The organism is Cohnella candidum (assembly GCF_003713065.1).
GTDB lineage: Bacteria > Bacillota > Bacilli > Paenibacillales > Paenibacillaceae > Cohnella > Cohnella candidum.
The window spans coordinates 4,299,241-4,315,384 of the sequence record NZ_CP033433.1 but is presented as its reverse complement, the minus strand read 5'-3'; the positions used below and the strand labels follow the sequence as shown (position 1 = coordinate 4,315,384).

13 protein-coding genes are annotated in these 16,144 nt (G+C 59.8%); 1 reads left to right on the top strand and 12 read right to left on the bottom strand.

What is annotated here, in order from left to right; all coding sequences use genetic code 11:
• Nucleotides 1–8 precede the first annotated feature (8 nt).
• The 10 genes from EAV92_RS19915 to spoIIE form a co-directional block, all read right to left on the bottom strand.
• Nucleotides 9–773, bottom strand: a complete 765-nt coding sequence (locus EAV92_RS19915) for a type III pantothenate kinase (RefSeq protein ID WP_123042715.1) — start codon at nucleotides 771–773, stop codon at nucleotides 9–11.
• Nucleotides 770–1,666 carry a carboxylating nicotinate-nucleotide diphosphorylase gene (gene nadC / locus EAV92_RS19910; RefSeq protein WP_123042714.1) on the bottom strand — a complete coding sequence of 299 codons (897 nt, stop codon included), beginning with the start codon at nucleotides 1,664–1,666 and terminating at the stop codon, nucleotides 770–772. The genes EAV92_RS19915 and nadC overlap by 4 nt, the downstream gene beginning before the upstream one ends.
• Nucleotides 1,639–3,273, bottom strand: a complete 1,635-nt coding sequence (gene nadB / locus EAV92_RS19905) for an L-aspartate oxidase (protein WP_123042713.1) — start codon at nucleotides 3,271–3,273, stop codon at nucleotides 1,639–1,641. Before nadB ends, nadC begins: the two co-directional genes overlap by 28 nt.
• Nucleotides 3,274–3,312: 39 nt before the next feature.
• On the bottom strand, nucleotides 3,313–4,251 hold the full coding sequence (gene nadA / locus EAV92_RS19900) for a quinolinate synthase NadA (protein ID WP_123042712.1): 939 nt from the start codon (nucleotides 4,249–4,251) through the stop codon (nucleotides 3,313–3,315).
• 229 nt (nucleotides 4,252–4,480) lie between these two features.
• Nucleotides 4,481–6,490, bottom strand: a complete 2,010-nt coding sequence (ftsH, locus tag EAV92_RS19895; protein ID WP_123042711.1) for an ATP-dependent zinc metalloprotease FtsH — start codon at nucleotides 6,488–6,490, stop codon at nucleotides 4,481–4,483.
• Between the two features lie 98 nt (nucleotides 6,491–6,588).
• Nucleotides 6,589–7,131, bottom strand: a complete 543-nt coding sequence (hpt, locus tag EAV92_RS19890; protein WP_123042710.1) for a hypoxanthine phosphoribosyltransferase — start codon at nucleotides 7,129–7,131, stop codon at nucleotides 6,589–6,591.
• Nucleotides 7,132–7,177: 46 nt separating this feature from the next.
• Nucleotides 7,178–8,617 carry a tRNA lysidine(34) synthetase TilS gene (tilS, locus tag EAV92_RS19885; protein WP_241158329.1) on the bottom strand — a complete coding sequence of 480 codons (1,440 nt, stop codon included), beginning with the start codon at nucleotides 8,615–8,617 and terminating at the stop codon, nucleotides 7,178–7,180.
• A 20-nt stretch (nucleotides 8,618–8,637) separates the two neighbouring features.
• Nucleotides 8,638–9,567 carry a serine/threonine protein kinase gene (locus EAV92_RS19880; RefSeq protein WP_241158328.1) on the bottom strand — a complete coding sequence of 310 codons (930 nt, stop codon included), beginning with the start codon at nucleotides 9,565–9,567 and terminating at the stop codon, nucleotides 8,638–8,640.
• A complete protein-coding gene (locus EAV92_RS19875) occupies nucleotides 9,551–10,303 on the bottom strand; it encodes a VWA domain-containing protein (RefSeq protein ID WP_123042708.1) in 753 nt (250 codons plus the stop codon). The genes EAV92_RS19880 and EAV92_RS19875 overlap by 17 nt, the downstream gene beginning before the upstream one ends.
• A gap of 431 nt (nucleotides 10,304–10,734) precedes the next feature.
• Complete coding sequence (gene spoIIE, locus EAV92_RS19870) at nucleotides 10,735–13,263, bottom strand: stage II sporulation protein E (RefSeq protein WP_123042707.1); 2,529 nt, start codon at nucleotides 13,261–13,263, stop codon at nucleotides 10,735–10,737.
• A 374-nt stretch (nucleotides 13,264–13,637) separates the two neighbouring features.
• On the opposite strand from spoIIE, the gene EAV92_RS19865 reads away from it, so the two are divergent.
• A complete protein-coding gene (locus tag EAV92_RS19865; protein WP_123042706.1) occupies nucleotides 13,638–14,285 on the top strand; it encodes a hypothetical protein in 648 nt (215 codons plus the stop codon).
• Between the two features lie 38 nt (nucleotides 14,286–14,323).
• Here the strand turns inward: EAV92_RS19865 and EAV92_RS19860 are convergent, their stop codons facing one another.
• The gene (locus tag EAV92_RS19860; protein WP_123042705.1) at nucleotides 14,324–15,460 is read right to left on the bottom strand and encodes an NADH-dependent flavin oxidoreductase; all 1,137 of its coding nucleotides are present in this window, start codon (nucleotides 15,458–15,460) and stop codon (nucleotides 14,324–14,326) included.
• A gap of 134 nt (nucleotides 15,461–15,594) precedes the next feature.
• Nucleotides 15,595–16,041 carry a S1 domain-containing RNA-binding protein gene (locus EAV92_RS19855; RefSeq protein ID WP_123042704.1) on the bottom strand — a complete coding sequence of 149 codons (447 nt, stop codon included), beginning with the start codon at nucleotides 16,039–16,041 and terminating at the stop codon, nucleotides 15,595–15,597.
• Between the last annotated feature and the right edge of the window lie 103 nt (nucleotides 16,042–16,144).

Sequence of the window (16,144 nt, the reverse complement as noted above, 5' to 3'; positions counted from 1 at the left end):
TCCCTTTTTTACCCATTTCTCTCGTAAACGATGCGCAGCCCTTCCAACGTCAGCAACGGGTCCACGAGTTCGATCGTTTCCGACTCATCCGCGATCAATTCCGCCAGCCCTCCGGTTGCGATGACGCGGGGCTTGCCGTCGAATTCCTTGAAAATCCTTCGAACGATTCCGTCTACCTGACCCGCATAGCCGAAAATGATCCCCGACTGCATCGCAGCCACCGTATTGCGTCCTACGACCATGCGCGGTTTGGACAACTCGATGCGCGGAAGTTTAGCGGCTCTCTGGTAGAGCGCCTCTGCCGATATGCCGATCCCCGGCACGATGGCCCCGCCCAGATAGGCGCCGGAGGCATCGATATAATCGAAAGTCGTCGCCGTGCCGAAATCGACCACGATGAGCGGAGCGCCGTATTTCTCGATGCCCGCCACCGCGTTGACGATCCGGTCCGCCCCGACTTCTTTCGGATTTTCGTAACGGATGTTGAGCCCCGTTTTAATGCCCGGTCCTACGATGAGCGGCTCCTTGCCGACGTATTTGGCGAACAGCCTCTCCAGCGTAGGCATGAGCGGCGGCACGACGCTCGACAAGATGACGCCTTCGATGTCCTGCGCCTTCACGTTCGCGATCTGAAACAGATTCGTGATGAGAACCCCGTATTCGTCCACCGTGGAGGAGCGGTTGGTGCTCAGCCGCCAATGGTGCGTCAGCTCCCGGTTCTGGTACAATCCGAGCACGATGTTGGTATTCCCGACATCCACGACCAAAATCACGGGTGATCCCCCTTTATTTCGTTCAAATCCAGGCTGATGTCCAGCGCTTGGAACGAGTGCGTCAAGCTGCCGGCCGAGATGACGTCTACGCCGCTGGCGGCAACCTCCGCGACCTGCTCCGGCTTCAAGCCTCCGGATGCTTCCAGCACGATGTGCGGAGCAACCGCTCGTACTTGGACGGCCGCTTCCTTCATCGCTTGAGGATTCATGTTATCGAACATGACGATATGCGCACCCGCGCGAGCCGCTTCGAGCGCCTGCTCGACGTTTTCGGCTTCCACCTCGATCGTCATCGTATGCGGGATTCTCGACTTGGCCGCCGCGACCGCCGCCGTGATGCCGCCCGCCGCTTTGATGTGGTTGTCTTTGATCATCACCGCGTCATACAATCCGAAGCGGTGGTTATAGCCCCCGCCGACCCGGACCGCGTATTTCTCGAGCGTGCGGTGTCCCGGCGTCGTTTTGCGCGTATCCACGATGCGGGCGGGATAATCGCGCGCCGCGTCGACGTAAATCCTCGTCTTCGTGGCGATGCCCGACATCCGCTGCATCAAGTTCAAAGCCAGCCGCTCGCCGGTCAGAATCGAATGCGTCGATCCTTCCACGACGGCCAGCACCGTTCCGCGTTCCACCCGGTCTCCGTCAGCGGCTTTCGCCTCGAAACGGAGCTTCTCGTCCACGACACCGAAAACGAGGCGGGCAAGCGGCATGCCGGCCAGAACGCCGCTTTGCTTGGCGTGAATAATGCCTCGGGAAACGTGTCCCGCCGGCACCGTCGCCATCGTCGTCACGTCTCCGGAACCGATGTCTTCCGCCAGCCACCTGGCGATCTGTTGCTTAACCGCCTCGACGGCGGGTCCTCCGTTCAGCCAATCGCTTTCTCGCTCGAACATGCCAGCCGTTCCTCCCCCAGCCCGTGATCCCTGTCTATTATCGTATGTTTGAGCCAATCGATATCGTCGCGCTCCGGGAAATCTTCCCGGAAGTGAGCCCCGCGACTCTCCTCGCGCGACAGCGCCGATTCGGCGGTCAGCATGGCGCAGGTCAGCAAGTTCGCGAACTCCAGCTCCTCACGGGAAGCCAGCGGGGTGCGGAAGACCGGCAGATGCTGCTTGATCTCTTCCAGCCCCCGCTCGAGCCCCAGCCGATCCCGCCTCAGGCCGACCCAGCGCACCATCGATTTTTGCAGCTTCAGTCTCCGCTCCGGTGCGGCCATGCCGGACGGCGACAACCGCTGCTCCTCATGGCGGACATGCATGTCCCGGTCCATCGGCTTCAGGCGGTTAATGCTTTCCACGATCCGCCGCCCGAACACGATCGCTTCCGACAGCGAATTGCTCGCCAGACGATTCGCCCCATGCACGCCCGTAGACGAAGCTTCGCCGCACGCGTATAACCGCTTGATATTGGTTTCCCCGTCCAGGCCCGTCTTCACTCCGCCCATCATGTAATGGGCAGCCGGGGCGACCGGAATCCAATCCGTCGTCAAATCCAGCCCGAACTGCAGGCAAAATTTATGGATGGTCGGGAACCGGTGCCTGACGAGCTCCGGACTCTGGTGGGTAATATCAATGTAGACGTAAGTCGACTTGGTCTGCTCCATCTCTTCAAGGATCGCCCTGGCGACCACGTCGCGGGGCGCAAGCTCGAGCTGTGGATGGTATTTATCCATGAACCGCTCGCCGCGGATGTTGCGCAGGTAGGCGCCTTCGCCCCGCACGGCTTCCGAGATCAGAAACCGTGGAGCTCCCGGATAACACAACGAGGTCGGATGAAACTGGATGAACTCCATGTCCCGGATCAACGCGCCGGCCCGATAGGCCATCGCGATGCCGTCCCCGGTCGCGACCTCGGGATTCGTCGTATAGCGATAGAGTTGCCCCGTACCCCCGGTGCTAAGCACGACGGCCTTGCCGTATACCGCCACGCGGGAGCCGTCCGGTTTCTGGACGACGGCGCCGCGGCATTCCCCGTCTTCCGTGAGCAGATCGAGCACGAAGTGATCGTCCCACACTTCAATGGAAGGATTCGTCTGCACCTTATCCGCCAGCGCCCTGACGATTTCGAAACCGGTGGCGTCGCCGTTGGCGTGCAGAATCCGGCGCTGGCTGTGGGCGCCTTCCCGGGTCAAGGCGTAGTGGCCGTCTTCCTCTTCGTCGAACTGGGTGCCGAGACGGATCAGCTCCTGAACGCCGCGGGGTCCTTCGTGCACCAGCACTTGAACCGCTTCTTCATCGCATAGCCCCGCACCCGCGATCAGCGTATCCTGAAGGTGGAATTCCGGGGAGTCTTCCTCTGAGAAAACGGCGGCAATGCCGCCCTGGGCATAACGGGTGTTGCTCTCGAACAGCGATTTCTTGGTGATCATGAGCACGCGGTTCCGTTCGCTGGCCTTGATGGACGTGAATAGTCCCGCGATGCCCGCTCCAATGACGATGACGTCCGTATGCACCTTCGGCAGCGTATCCAGATCGAAGTCTACGATATAACGCGGTATCATGGATTCTCGGTCTCCTGTCCGGCAAGAAAGTAGAGAATGCTACTTCACTTGCAGCATTCTCTCCAGCGATAGTCTGGCTTTGTCGGCCACTTCCGGCGGTACGTAGATTTGAGGCTGCATCGTTTCCAGGCAGCGAACGACTTTCTTCAAGTTGTTGACCTTCATGTTCGGGCAAACGAGGAATTTGGACGCAAAATGGAACGTCTTGTTCGGACTGTCCACACGAAGCTGATAGCCGGTTCCGTCCTCGGTTCCGACGATGAACTCCTGATGCTCGGATTCCTTGCAGTATTTGAGGATCCCGGTGGTACTGCCGACGAAGTCCGCCATCGCGACCACTTCGGGCCGGCATTCGGGATGCACGACGAATTGCGCGTTCGGGTGTTTGGCCCGCATTTCCACGACGTCTTTCACCGTCAGCATGTCGTGCGTATTGCAGTACCCTTCCCAGATGATCATTTTCTTGTCCGTGAATTGAGACACGTAATGGCCGAGGTTCTTGTCCGGGCACCAGATGATCTCGTCGGAGTCGACCGAGTTGACCACCTTCACGGCGTTCGCCGACGTGCAGACGATATCGGTCTCCGCTTTGACGTCCGCGGAGGAATTGATGTAGGTGACGACTTTGGCGTTCGGGTGCTTCGCTTTCAGCTCGCGGAGCCCGATCGGATGGACCATGTCGGCCATCGGACAGCCCGCCCGCTCGTCGGGCACGAGAACGATTTTATTCGGCGCCAGGATCTTGGCGCTTTCCCCCATAAAATGAACGCCGCAAAATACGATGACGTCGGCGTCCGTGGCAGCCGCCTTCTGCGCCAGCAGGAACGAGTCGCCGCGGAAATCCGCCACCTCTTGGATCTCATCGCGTTGATAGTAGTGGGCAAGAATGATGGCGTTGCGTTCTTTCTTCAGCTGCAAAAGCCGTTCGCGCAGCTCGCGGTTCTGTTCCGCCTTGCGCTCCAGAGCTAATGCTTCCATGGCAGTACTCCTCCTCCGGCTCCATCGTCCTCCCGCGGCAGACTTTGTGAATGCAGTCACAAAGTAGGGGGCGGATGGGAATCCGTAATCGATGATTACCCCCTAATTTACACTCGCTTCTTCACGGTTGTCAATGAATTTACGTGACATCGCAAGTAAAAAAATCAGCCCATGCGGCCGTTGGCCAGCATGGGCTGATCGTATAAACAGTCGGTTGCATCCAGCGGGATTAAACCTCGCCGGAACCGTCGTCCTTGCGGTTGTCCGGATTTTGCGGCGTCGGCGTTTGCAGGTCGTCCTCGCGTGTCTGGATGCGGACCCGGACGCCTCCTCCGAGCGTATCGACGATCGGATCGGTGTTCGGTTCTTCGCTTCCTCCGGAGGAACCGTCGCCCTCGCCGTCGGCGTTGCCCGTCTCGATCAGGCTCTTGATCTGGTCGAGATCCAGCGTTTCCTTCTCCAACAGGGTGTTCGCGACAAGATGCATTTCCTTGCTCTTCTCGGTCAAGAGGTTTCTCGCCCGGTCGTAGCAAGTCTTAATGATGTCCTGCATCTCTTGGTCGATCTCGTAGGCGATGGCGTCGGAATAGTTCTGCTCGTGTCCGAGGTCGCGGCCCAGGAAGACCTGGCCCTGCGAGTTGCCGAACTGCATCGGTCCGAGCTTGTCGCTCATGCCGTATTCCATGATCATGCTGCGGACGATGCCGGTCGCTTGTTTGAAGTCGCTGTAGGCGCCGGTGCCGATCTCGCCGATGAAAAGCTCTTCGGCGACGCGTCCGGCGAGCAGCCCGGTGACTTTATCCAGCAGCTCTTGCTTCGTCACCAGCATGCGGTCTTCCTTCGGCAGCATGATGACGTAACCGCCGGCGCGGCCGCGCGGGATGATCGTGACTTTGTGGACCATGTCTGCGTTCTCGAGGAAGAAGCCCGCGATCGTATGGCCCGCTTCGTGGTAAGCGACGATGCGCTTCTCGCGATCGCTGATGACGCGGCTTTTCTTCTCGGTACCGACGATGACGCGGTCGATCGCTTCGTCGACCTCTTGCATCGCGATGTCTTTCTTGTTGCGGCGTGCGGCCAGCAAGGCCGCTTCGTTGAGCAAGTTCTCCAGGTCGGCGCCGGTGAAGCCCGTCGTCCGCTTGGCGATCGTATTCAGCTTGACGTCTTTGCTCAGAGGCTTGTTGCGGGCGTGGACTTTCAGCACCGCTTCGCGGCCTTTGACGTCCGGACGGTCTACGGTGATCTGCCGGTCGAAACGGCCCGGACGCAGCAGCGCAGGGTCCAGGATGTCCGGACGGTTGGTCGCCGCGACGATGATGATGCCTTCGTTCGCGCCGAATCCGTCCATTTCGACGAGCAATTGGTTCAACGTTTGTTCGCGCTCGTCATGTCCGCCGCCGAGGCCTGCGCCCCGTTGACGGCCGACGGCGTCGATTTCGTCGATGAAGATGATACAAGGCGCGTTCTTCTTCGCGTTCTCGAACAGGTCGCGGACGCGGGATGCGCCGACGCCGACGAACATTTCGACGAAGTCCGAACCGGAAATGCTGAAGAACGGAACGCCGGCTTCGCCTGCTACCGCGCGGGCGAGCAAGGTTTTACCGGTACCCGGAGGGCCGACGAGCAGCACGCCCTTCGGAATGCGGGCGCCGAGCGCCGCGAACTTGCGGGGATCCTTCAGGAATTCGACGACTTCGACCAATTCCTGTTTCTCTTCGTCCGCACCGGCGACGTCCTCGAACGTCACGCGTTTTTTCTCTTCATTATAAAGACGCGCGCGGCTCTTGCCGAAGTTCATGACTTTGCCGCCGCCGCCCTGCGCCTGGTTGATCAGGAAGAAGAACAGGATGAACATGATGACGAACGGAATGATGGAAGTCAGGAAGGTCAGCCAGAAGCTCTGTCCCGGCATTTTCTCGACTTTCACCTGGATGTTGTTCTTTCTCGCGAGCTCCGCGAAACTCGAAGCGCCCGGATCCGACATGAGGATCCTTCCGCTGAACGTTTCCGATTTGGAGCCTGCTTTGGCCGGATCTTTATAGGTACCGGTGACCAAGTAGGAACCGCTTTGGATCTGCATCTGCATATCGGATGCGTTGCCTGTTTCGACGATTTCCATGATTTTGTTGTAGTTGATTTCATCGGTAGTCTCGTTCTTGCTGATGAAGAACTGGACGATCCCGACGGTCACCAAAAATATGAGCAAATAAAAGCCTGTGTTGCGGATGATCCGATTCATCCCTGGCCTCCTCTCGGCACGCTTACATCATTTTACCATAGCCTGTCTTGGCATCACAACAGAACGGGGGAGGGGGCGCGCCGCTGCCCTCCGGTCGATCAGCCGTTCGAATAGATCTCCGGTTTCAGCACGCCGACGAAGGGCAGATTCCGGTATTTCTCCGCATAGTCGAGGCCGTATCCGACGATGAACGCGTCCGGAATAACGAACCCGGTGAAATCGGCATTGATTTCCGAGGTCCGGCGTCCCGGCTTGTCGAATAAAGCGACGACCTTCACGGACAAAGCGTTGCGGCGTTCGAGAACGTCGATCAGGTAGCTGAGTGTCAAGCCGCTGTCGATGATGTCTTCTACGATCAGGACGTCCCGTCCGTCCACGGACGAGTCCAAATCCTTGACGATCTTGACTTCGCCGGAAGAACGGGTGGACTTGCCATAGCTGGATACCGCCATGAAATCGAGTTCGATCGGCACCGTGATGTTCTTGGCCAGATCGGCCATAAAAATAAACGCGCCTTTCAGCACGCAGATCACCAGGGGATTTCGGCCTTCGTACTCCCGGCTGATGGCTGCCCCAAGCTCCTTCACCTTGTCCTTGATGGCTTCTTCCGAGTAAAACACTTCTTGAATGTCGTTCAGCAAAGAAGGGACCTCCCAGTCGGTTATTACACGGTATGATGGCATGGCTTCATTCATGTCCCGTTTGTGGCGGAGTCCGGAACTCCGGTTCCACCGCCGCGCGGATCGTCCGGGCCGTGCCGGCATCGACGCGCGCGATTCCGGAGCGGCGCAGGCCCGGCACCCATAGGATCCGGCCTTCCGCGTCCGCAACGAGCGGCCATTCGTCCCGCATGGAGCGCGGGATCTTGGCGTCAACGAACATATCTTGCACTTTTTTGGTTCCGTTTAGTCCGAGCGGCGCCATCCGATCGCCCGGCAAGCGGGTTCGCACGATCAGCGGCAGGCTAAGCGAAGATTCGTCAAAAAAAGCCTCCCACCGGTTAACCGGCAGCGAGGTGACGGCTCTTTCCCATCGTTCAAAACGGATCGACCGTCCGCCGGTCCCCAATTCCACGAAACAGGGAAACCCGGAGACCGGATACGCGTAGACTGTCGGCTCGGCGGCCTGCGGCCCTAAATATACCTCGTCGTACTCCCGAACGCAAACCCAGCCCTCGCCGAGATCGATCCGGGCTACCGTCGCGACCTCGTCGGACAGGGCCTCCAGCACCTCTTCCACCTGCCGGAATGCCAAGGTATGCCAAGGGCCCGAAGAATACTTTAATATTAGTTTAATCAATCTGCGTTGTAAAGCGACGTGCAGGCCGCGGAACCGGCGCCGCTTCAGGCGGAAACCCGCGCCGGACGGGACCGCGTGATCGCGGAAAACGCCCTCGGCGGCGGCTTCCATGTATTCGTCGTCCGCCGCCGCCAGATCGGCCAGGCGGATCAGGGATTCCTTCAACCGGGGATTGTAGTTCTCCAGCATCGGGATCAAATCCAAGCGGACGGAGTTCCGGGTATAGTAACGTGCCGAATTGCTGCTGTCGACCGCGTAAGGCACCTCGTTTCGCCCACAATAAGCAAGAAGCTCTCCTTTGGTAATACGGAGCAAGGGGCGGATCAGTTCCAAATTCTCTTCCCTTCGGCGGTAAGGAATTCCGGCAAGTCCGCCGATCCCCGTTCCCCGGAGCATTCGCATGAGTACCGTCTCCGCTTGATCGTCCGCGTGATGACCCAACAAAAGCAAAGAGGCACCGTAAGATCGCGCCGTTTCCTTCAGGAAACCGTAGCGTTTCTCGCGTGCCGCGGATTGGGGGTTCATCCCCGTTTCTTCTATATATGCCGGCACGTCGATGTCGGCCGTCTCCACCGGAATTCCCCATTGTGCGGCCGTTTGCCTGACGAGCTCCGCTTCCGCCTCCGCCTCGGCACCCCGAAACCGGTGATTCACGTGGGCGGCGACGACCTTGAACGGCCGTTCCCCGGCCATCTTCCAAAGCAAGTGGAGCAGCGCCATCGAATCCGGTCCGCCGGATACGGCGGCGACGGCGGTCATGCCGGCCGTCCACCAGCCTTCGCGTTCCGCTTCTTCCATGATACGGACCAACAGCTCGTCCCGGCTCACCCTGCCGCCTCCCCTTCGCGTTATCGAAACAGCCACACCGAGGCCAACGTCGCGCAAAGCGCGACCGAAAGCACCAGAAGACCCGTCATCCAGGCCGGAACGTGCGCCCTCTCCGGCTTCTCGCGCGAATCCTTCTTGCGGTGCGCGAGCCGCCATTCCTTCAAAGCCTCCCTGGAATCCTGAAAGTCTCCATGAAAGGCCCGTTCCAGCCACCGTTCCATCGGACGCAGCTTCGGATTGGTTCGCACCAGCTTCATGAGGTCTTCGACGCCGCGGTCCTGCGGCAGCCGGGTGCCCGACAACTGAAGGAGCCGTTTGCCGTCCGTCGCGTGAAGCCACAGCATGCCGAACCCGAACCAATCGTAGGCGGGATCCGCCGTACGGCTGCCGGCCGACCAATAGCCGCGGTCGTAGATTTCGGTGAACTGGCGCACGCTGCGCCCGATCGCCGTCATGCCGCCGTAGTCGACGAGCTCAACCCGGCCGAAATCGTGGACCAGCACGTTGTCGTTTTTGATGTCGGAAAACACCCAGCCCGCTTCGTGAAGCTCCGCCAGCCGCTCCATCAGCCGGTAACCGATAACCCCGATCCAATGCGTGCCGTGTTTCTTCAAATAGGATTTCAATGGAGCCCCCGGTACATAACGCATGGAATAGAACGGAACGTCTTTGCCGTTCAACGTGAAATCGTCCACGTCCAACAAAAAAGGAGGCCTGCCCCTTCCCCGCTCGGTTCCGTCCAGCGAAGCGAGAACATTGGCTTCCCCTTGCAGTTCGGCGGCTTCGGTGCCGATTTTGATCGCGCAGACGGAGCGTCCGAGCGTCGCCAAATACACCTGCCCATTCGCGCCGAGGCCGAGCAGCCGCTCTAACTTATACTTTTTGCCGTTCCATTTGCCCGTCAGGATCGTGCCGGGAGGCAACTGGCTTTTCTCAGACGACGTAGTCACTGCGCACCTCGCCAGCATCGCCCCGCTTAGACGGCGGAGTGTCGACAAGTTCTGACTTGATCTTACCACAAGTTTCCCGGTAAAAATCAACTACCTGCATGAGCGCGGGCCCGGTCGGCGTCGTTCCTTTCATTCGGATGCGTGAAAACAGCAGCGGAAGCCTGCCGGCGTCCGCGGTCCAGTCGCAATCCAGCGCGCACGGAAGATGGCCGTATTCGCCGGGATAATGGAAGACGGCGACGGCGCTTCTACCGGTCCTCGCCTGCAGGCTGAGCGCAAGATCGCGGATCGCGTCCTCTACGGCGTGCAGCTTCGGCTTCATGCTGGCGCTCGTATCGATAAGGAGCGCGACCCGCAGCTCCGACGTTTCCTCGAGCTCATCCATCACCTTCACGACTTCCGCCCGCTTGGCCGGCGGCAAAGCACCGACGGAATCGAGGCCGAAAAGCTGCTTCAGTTCCGTGTTGACCGCTTGCCTGATCGTGCCGGCCACAGTCTGCCGCGTCATCATCTGCACGGTCTGGGACAGTTGGCGCGAGGTCACGATACGGCTCATCCCGCCCCCGGCCCTCGCGATTTCGGATATTTCACGAGCCCCAAGCTCGCCGATCGTTCCGTCGTCCACGACGCCGGCTACGTTAACCGTAATCCCCTCCGCGAACGCTTGAGCCGCCGCGGTGACCGGACTTTCGCCGACGTTGGAGCAGCCGTCCGTAATGAGCAGAATCTGGTTCATCCGTATTCACTCCTTCTCCTCTCAACTCTATTAGCATTGTCGCCAAGGAGTGGGAGATTTAATCCGGAGTTTTTGGCAGCGAGGCGCGTGATAGATGGGAGGCAAATGAAAAAGGAACCCCCTCGTGGAGTTCCTTTACCTTGGACAAATGAGTCCGTTTGAAATCAACCGCCGAGCCGCCCACGGGCTGCACTCATGAGAAACTGTAAGACGGTTACACCGTCTTACGTCGAAAGCTGCGCGGGATTTAAACTCCCTAAAACGGTCACACCGTCTTAGAAGTGCTATCGACGCGCGTCTCGAGCTCTGCAAGACGGCCAACCCGTCTTGCGTCCGCAAAATCGCCCGACTACGGCTCCGTAAGACGGCCATTCCGTCTTACAGCTTCGCTCATCCCAGCTTGTCCTCTTCTCATCCCCGAATCTCCCTTCTCAGCTCACCGTCCTCGGGCGTTCCACGCGGCCCAGCCCGGGGTAGCGGAACGCCGCCCACTCCGGCTGATGGCGCGTGATGCGCGATACGACGACCGTCATGTCGTCGCGGATCGCGCCGGGGTTCTGCTTCAGCGCGATATCGAGCAGCTCGTCCGCCAGCTCCTGCGGATCGTCCGTCTCGATCTCCTGCAAAACTCTCTTGATCCATACCTCCTTGTTAATGGCATGTCCGGGCGCGTCGAGCACGCCGTCGGTCATCATGATCAGCGTGTCGCCGGGAAGCAGCTGAACGCGCAGCAGGTCGATTTCGATGTCCTGTAAGATGCCGATCGGCAAATTGTTGGCCGCGATCGGAATGATCTGCCTCCCCCGCTTGATGAAGCTCGGCGTGGAGCCGATCTTCAGCATCGTCGCGTGCGCGGAGTAAAGGTCGATGAGCGCGAGGTCGACCGTCGCGAACATCTCTTCCGGAGAACGGAGCAGCAAAACGGAGTTCACCGATTTGACCGCCAGCCGTTCGTCGATGCCCGACTGCAGCAGCTGCTCCAGCATCGACAGCGCCGCGCTGCTTTCCATCCGCGCGCGGGCTCCGTTCCCCATCCCGTCGCTCAGCGCCACCGCGAACTTCCCGCTTCCGAGCTCCGTAATCGTAAAGCTGTCGCCGGAGAGAAGATCCCCGTCCTTGGCAGCCCCGGCCACTCCCGTCTCGACTTCGTACGCCTTCGCCGACGCGAAGACCACGGTGGTCAAATGCGGCGCGGGCTCGCCCGTCTTCTCCTGCGTGACGCCGACCGTCTCCCCGAGAATTTCGGACAGCAGCGGCGCGATCATTTTGCGGCACTCGTCATATCCGGTCCGGAAAGCGTGGACCAGCTCGATCTCCACTTTTCCCTCCTCCAGGCTGATGATATCTATGCTCTGAACGGCAAGGCCCATCCTGTCGATGGCCTCCCGGATTTGTCCTTCCTGAAGCTCCATCTGCTGGGCTTCGCGCCGGATTTCCTTGACGAGGTCGTCCATGACCTGGGAGACTCCGGACAGCTGATCGGCGACCAGGTATCGGCTGTCCTGCAGCTGGCGGCGCCAGTGAAGGTCGTGCCGGTACAGGTCGTATTCCCGCTTCAGGATGTCGAGCACCTGTGGCGTTCTGACGCAGAGCCTTCCCCAGCTCTTCGGCATGTCCCCCGGCTGCAAGTCCGGATTGTCCGACACGGCGCCCATCATGTCCGTCATCAGCTTGTAGGTCTGGAAAAACTGCGTGTCCCAGCAGAGCCCGCGCCGATGGCAGCTTGCGCAGGCTTTCTCGTGAACCGCGCCCGCGAAGTGATCGAAATCCTTGTTCTGCCGAGCCATATCCCCCGCCTCGGTGATTTGGCGGAAGCTGCCCGACAGCTGACGGAACACCTCGGAAAACCGCGCCACCCGCTGCGCCGTGAGGTCCCGAACTTTTTGCGCGTAATCTTTTTGATTTTGCGCATAATGCGAGGTACCCGGCACATATTTTGAAATAGCGTCGGTCACGGAACGCGGCGTGAAGAAGAAGAGCACCGCCGCCGCCGCCGTCGTCCAAGCGGAATTGAGCGTTTCGCTTGCGTCGGAAGCGAACAAGCTGAGGACCGTCGTGCCGAGCAGCAGGCCGAACAAGGTCCCCGCTTTGCCGCCTTCGCGGATCATGCCGGCCATCAGCCCGCCGAGCGCGAGCAGCCCGATGTCCCCCGCCGCCCCGAGATCGGACAAGGTCAGCATCATGCCCGCCACCACGCCGGCCGACGTTCCGAGAGACACCCCGCCCACGAATGCGGCCAGAAGCACGATATAGCGGGTCAGCACGTCCGTCAGTTCCATGCCCTGCACGCTCCAGCCGGTCATCCCGGTCAACACGCACGCAGCCAGAATCAGCAGTCCGATCCACTCTTCATGGCGGTACTGGACCGATTTCTTGGACCGGTTCAGAAGCGGCAACGCATGAACGAACAGCATCGTGAGCACGAACGCCAGCGCAGCCTCGACCGCGGTCCACATGTACGGAAGCCAACTCGGCTTGTCCGCCAACACCGCATGGAACAATCGGACAAGCAGGGTGGAAGCGAACACCACCACCGGCGCATGGGACAAGTCCGCCTTCTCGTAAACCTCCAAACCCCGGAACAGCAAATAGAGCACGCCGATCTCCGCCAGGATCACCGCCGGCGCCGGCTCCGCGGCCCAGAAGCTCCCCGCGGCCAAGGAAGCCGCCGCCCAGAACGCCATTTCCCTCCTCACGTAGAGCACCACTCCGAAAAACGCGGCGGCAAACGGAGCGAGATGCTCGACCAATTGCGCCCGCCCCAGCAAAAACCCGAACCCGACCGTCAACAGCAGCCACTTCTGTTCGCTCAAGGCCTGTCCCATCCGAGCCCACCGGCCCGGCGGCGCGCCTGCAAACCGCTTTGTCCTTCGGCCGGCCCACCACCTTTTCTTCACCGTTGCCGTGGATTCACCGCTGCCCGGACGCGGTATGAAAGGTACGACGGACGACTTGTCCATGCTGCACACCCCAATCTCCAGAATGAATGTGCCTCTCATTATAGACGGGGCCCTTTCAGAAAGTTTGTCAGAAGGCGTTGCCGCGGCAAAAGTTTTTTCCGACAGCCTCCGTGACCCGCAGACGACGGTATTCGGGACAAGCGCGAATCCGCGGCCCGTCCGGCGTTTTTCCCCCAAACAGAAAATACGTTCCCCTCCCGCTAAACCCCTCTCCCGCGAAAAACCGCGCGTTTCCGACGGCGCCGCAGCCCCTGAAAACAGACGCCATCCGCGCGGGGACTGCCGGATGACCGCGAATGTAAGCGGTCTGCCCCTGAGGATTTCTCCGGACGTGGCTCATTTTCCCAAAATCGGTTAACCTAAGAGAATCGGAGGTGTCCAACATAAATTCACAAACGAAAAAATGGACCGTCGTTCTCAGCGCGCTAATGCTGGCGATCGGTTTGGCCGGTTGCGGCAAGAACAGCGAAAACAAAGCGTCGTCCACCCCCGGAGCATCGGCGCCGACCGCGTCAAGCAGTGCGTCCGCCCCGGGTAACGATAGTTCGGATTTGCCGGCAACCAAAGAGTTCACCATCAAGCAGGACGGCAAAGAGAGCAAAGAGACCGGAAAACTGACCCAAGGACAAGGCTTCACGTTGTACGTTCTGGACGGGTATTCCTTCGTCTCCATGCTCAGCCTGCTGACGCTCAGCGCCGACCAAAACTATTACGCGCACATCGAGAAGCTGGCGGCCGGCTACAGCCTGGACGACCTTAAGAAAACGGCAAGCGAGCAGCTGGCCAAAGTCGGCAGCGTCAGCGAGATCGCCGGACAAGACCAGAACGCTCTGCTGGGCGGTACCGCTCTGATGCTGACGGCGAGCAGCGACAAGCTGACGCAGCAAGTGATCGTCAAAATCGTGAAAGGCTCGGCTTACCGCATCGACTTAAACGTGCCGAAGGGCGGTTCCGAGCAAACCTTCCTGCCGCATATCTATGCTTCGGTCGGATCCATCGCCAACTCGAACGTCGCAACCTGATCAACGATGGATACGCAAAAAGCCTGATCCCTCTCGGATCAGGCTTTGTTTTTGCTTTCGACGGGGAACCAGCCGGGCGTGTTCATGATCGCGTTCCATAACGGATCCGGGATAAACAATCTCTCCTGATCGGCCGGATTCAGCGTCGTCATGACGTCCGTATCGTTGCCTCCGCCGATTTTGCCGACCCAGTCGGGCTCCATGATCAATTCCCGGCCGAGTGCGATCAGCGGAACGCCCGTCTTCAAGGCCTTAAGCGAATCATCCGGCGTCCGGATCGCCCCGACTCCGATGATCGGCTTCTTCTGTCCGACCCGCTGCTGAATCCATTGCATGCGCGTCCCGCTTTCCGCCGATTCCGTTCGGGGAGCCGACCAGAAATCCATGAGCGAAACGTGAAGGTAATCAAGAGGCTGCTCGACGAGAGCGTCCAGAAGCCGCATCGTATCGGCCATCGAGATGCCGGGAGATTCCGCTTCTTCCGGAGAAAACCGGTATCCCACGAGAAAAGGGCGTTCCGCGTACTCCGTCGCCACGCGCACGACTTCTTCCACGACAGCCAAAGGAAAGGACATTCTGCCGTCCAGGTCGCCGCCCCATTGGTCGTCCCGCCGATTGGAATGAGGCGAGAAAAATTGCTGAATGAGATATCCGTTGGCGCCATGGATTTCGACGCCGTCGAAGCCCGCCTCGATGGCGCGTCTCGTCGCTTCTCCGAAATCCCGGATAATGCCTTCGATTTCCTCGTGCGTAAGCGGACGCGGAACCGGCGAGCCCTGCTCGACGGCCGGCACCGCGCTCGCGCTGACGACGTCTCCGCCCGGCACGAGCTCCGGCGGACAGCTCCTCCCGCCGTGGAAAATTTGCAGCACCGCTTTGGCGCCCCTATCCTTAATCGCGGAAGCCAGCCGCCGCAGGCTCGGGACCATCTCGTCCCGATGCGCGCCGAATTCGCCGTGGAAGCCTTTGCCGCTCGGCGTGACGTAGGCGCATGCCGTAATGACCATGCTGACCCCGCCGGACCTGCGCGCATAATATTGGACCTCCGCATCGGAAACCGTGCCGTCCTCATGGGAAGACCAGTTGGTCATCGGCGCCATCACGATACGGTTTTTCAAATGGGTGCCGATCGGGAAGACATATTCTTCGAACAAAGGACCGAACTTGGGATTCATCGAGACGCAATCCTCCATTCCGGCAGCAAGCCGCAGATGGCTTTAAGATGGCTCGGCGCTGAAATCCTTATTCGGTTCGAAGGCGCCGTGAAAATAAAAAGCCGGACCGCGAAGGTCCGGCTGATCCTGCTATATTACGAACGGCGTCCGCCTCGGCCGCCTCGTTTGGATTCGGTGCTTTTCTTCAGAGAGGAGATGCGTTCCTCGCTGTCTTTCAAAAACCGGCTCAATTTGTCATCGAAAGAAGCACGGCCGCCGCCTCCGCCGCCCTTGAAAGGACGACCTCCGCGATCGCCTCCGCCGCGTGGTCCGCGCGGATACGACTGCTGCTGCTGTTCAGGCGGTTTATCTACGGCCTGGCGGATGGACAATCCGATCTTCCCGTTCTGGTCCACATTGATGACTTTGACCGTGACCACGTCATTCACTTTCAAATGCTCGTGGATGTCTTTCACATAGCTGTCGGCAACTTCGGAAATGTGTACGAGCCCCGTAACGCCGCCCGAAAGATCCACAAACGCTCCGAAATGCGTGATGCCGGTCACTTTGCCCTCCATTTTGGTGCCCACTTCGATGGCCATAAAAACCGATGTTCCTCCCTGAACCTGAGTGTGACCGAACCGCAGGGGTTCGGCTATGCCGATTATAACCGACAGCGGAAAGCAAGGTCAACCGACGGATGCC

Excerpts from the sequence above, each read along its gene's own strand:
- EAV92_RS19875 (WP_123042708.1), bottom strand. The coding sequence starts at position 10,303 with ATGAACCAGATTCTGCTCATTACGGACGGCTGCTCCAACGTCGGCGAA.
- EAV92_RS19860 (WP_123042705.1), bottom strand. The coding sequence starts at position 15,460 with ATGAATCCCAAGTTCGGTCCTTTGTTCGAAGAATATGTCTTCCCGATC.
- ftsH (WP_123042711.1), bottom strand. The coding sequence starts at position 6,490 with ATGAATCGGATCATCCGCAACACAGGCTTTTATTTGCTCATATTTTTG.
- EAV92_RS19855 (WP_123042704.1), bottom strand. The coding sequence starts at position 16,041 with ATGGCCATCGAAGTGGGCACCAAAATGGAGGGCAAAGTGACCGGCATC.
- nadB (WP_123042713.1), bottom strand. The coding sequence starts at position 3,273 with ATGATACCGCGTTATATCGTAGACTTCGATCTGGATACGCTGCCGAAG.
- spoIIE (WP_123042707.1), bottom strand. The coding sequence starts at position 13,263 with ATGGACAAGTCGTCCGTCGTACCTTTCATACCGCGTCCGGGCAGCGGT.
- nadA (WP_123042712.1), bottom strand. The coding sequence starts at position 4,251 with ATGGAAGCATTAGCTCTGGAGCGCAAGGCGGAACAGAACCGCGAGCTG.
- nadC (WP_123042714.1), bottom strand. The coding sequence starts at position 1,666 with ATGTTCGAGCGAGAAAGCGATTGGCTGAACGGAGGACCCGCCGTCGAG.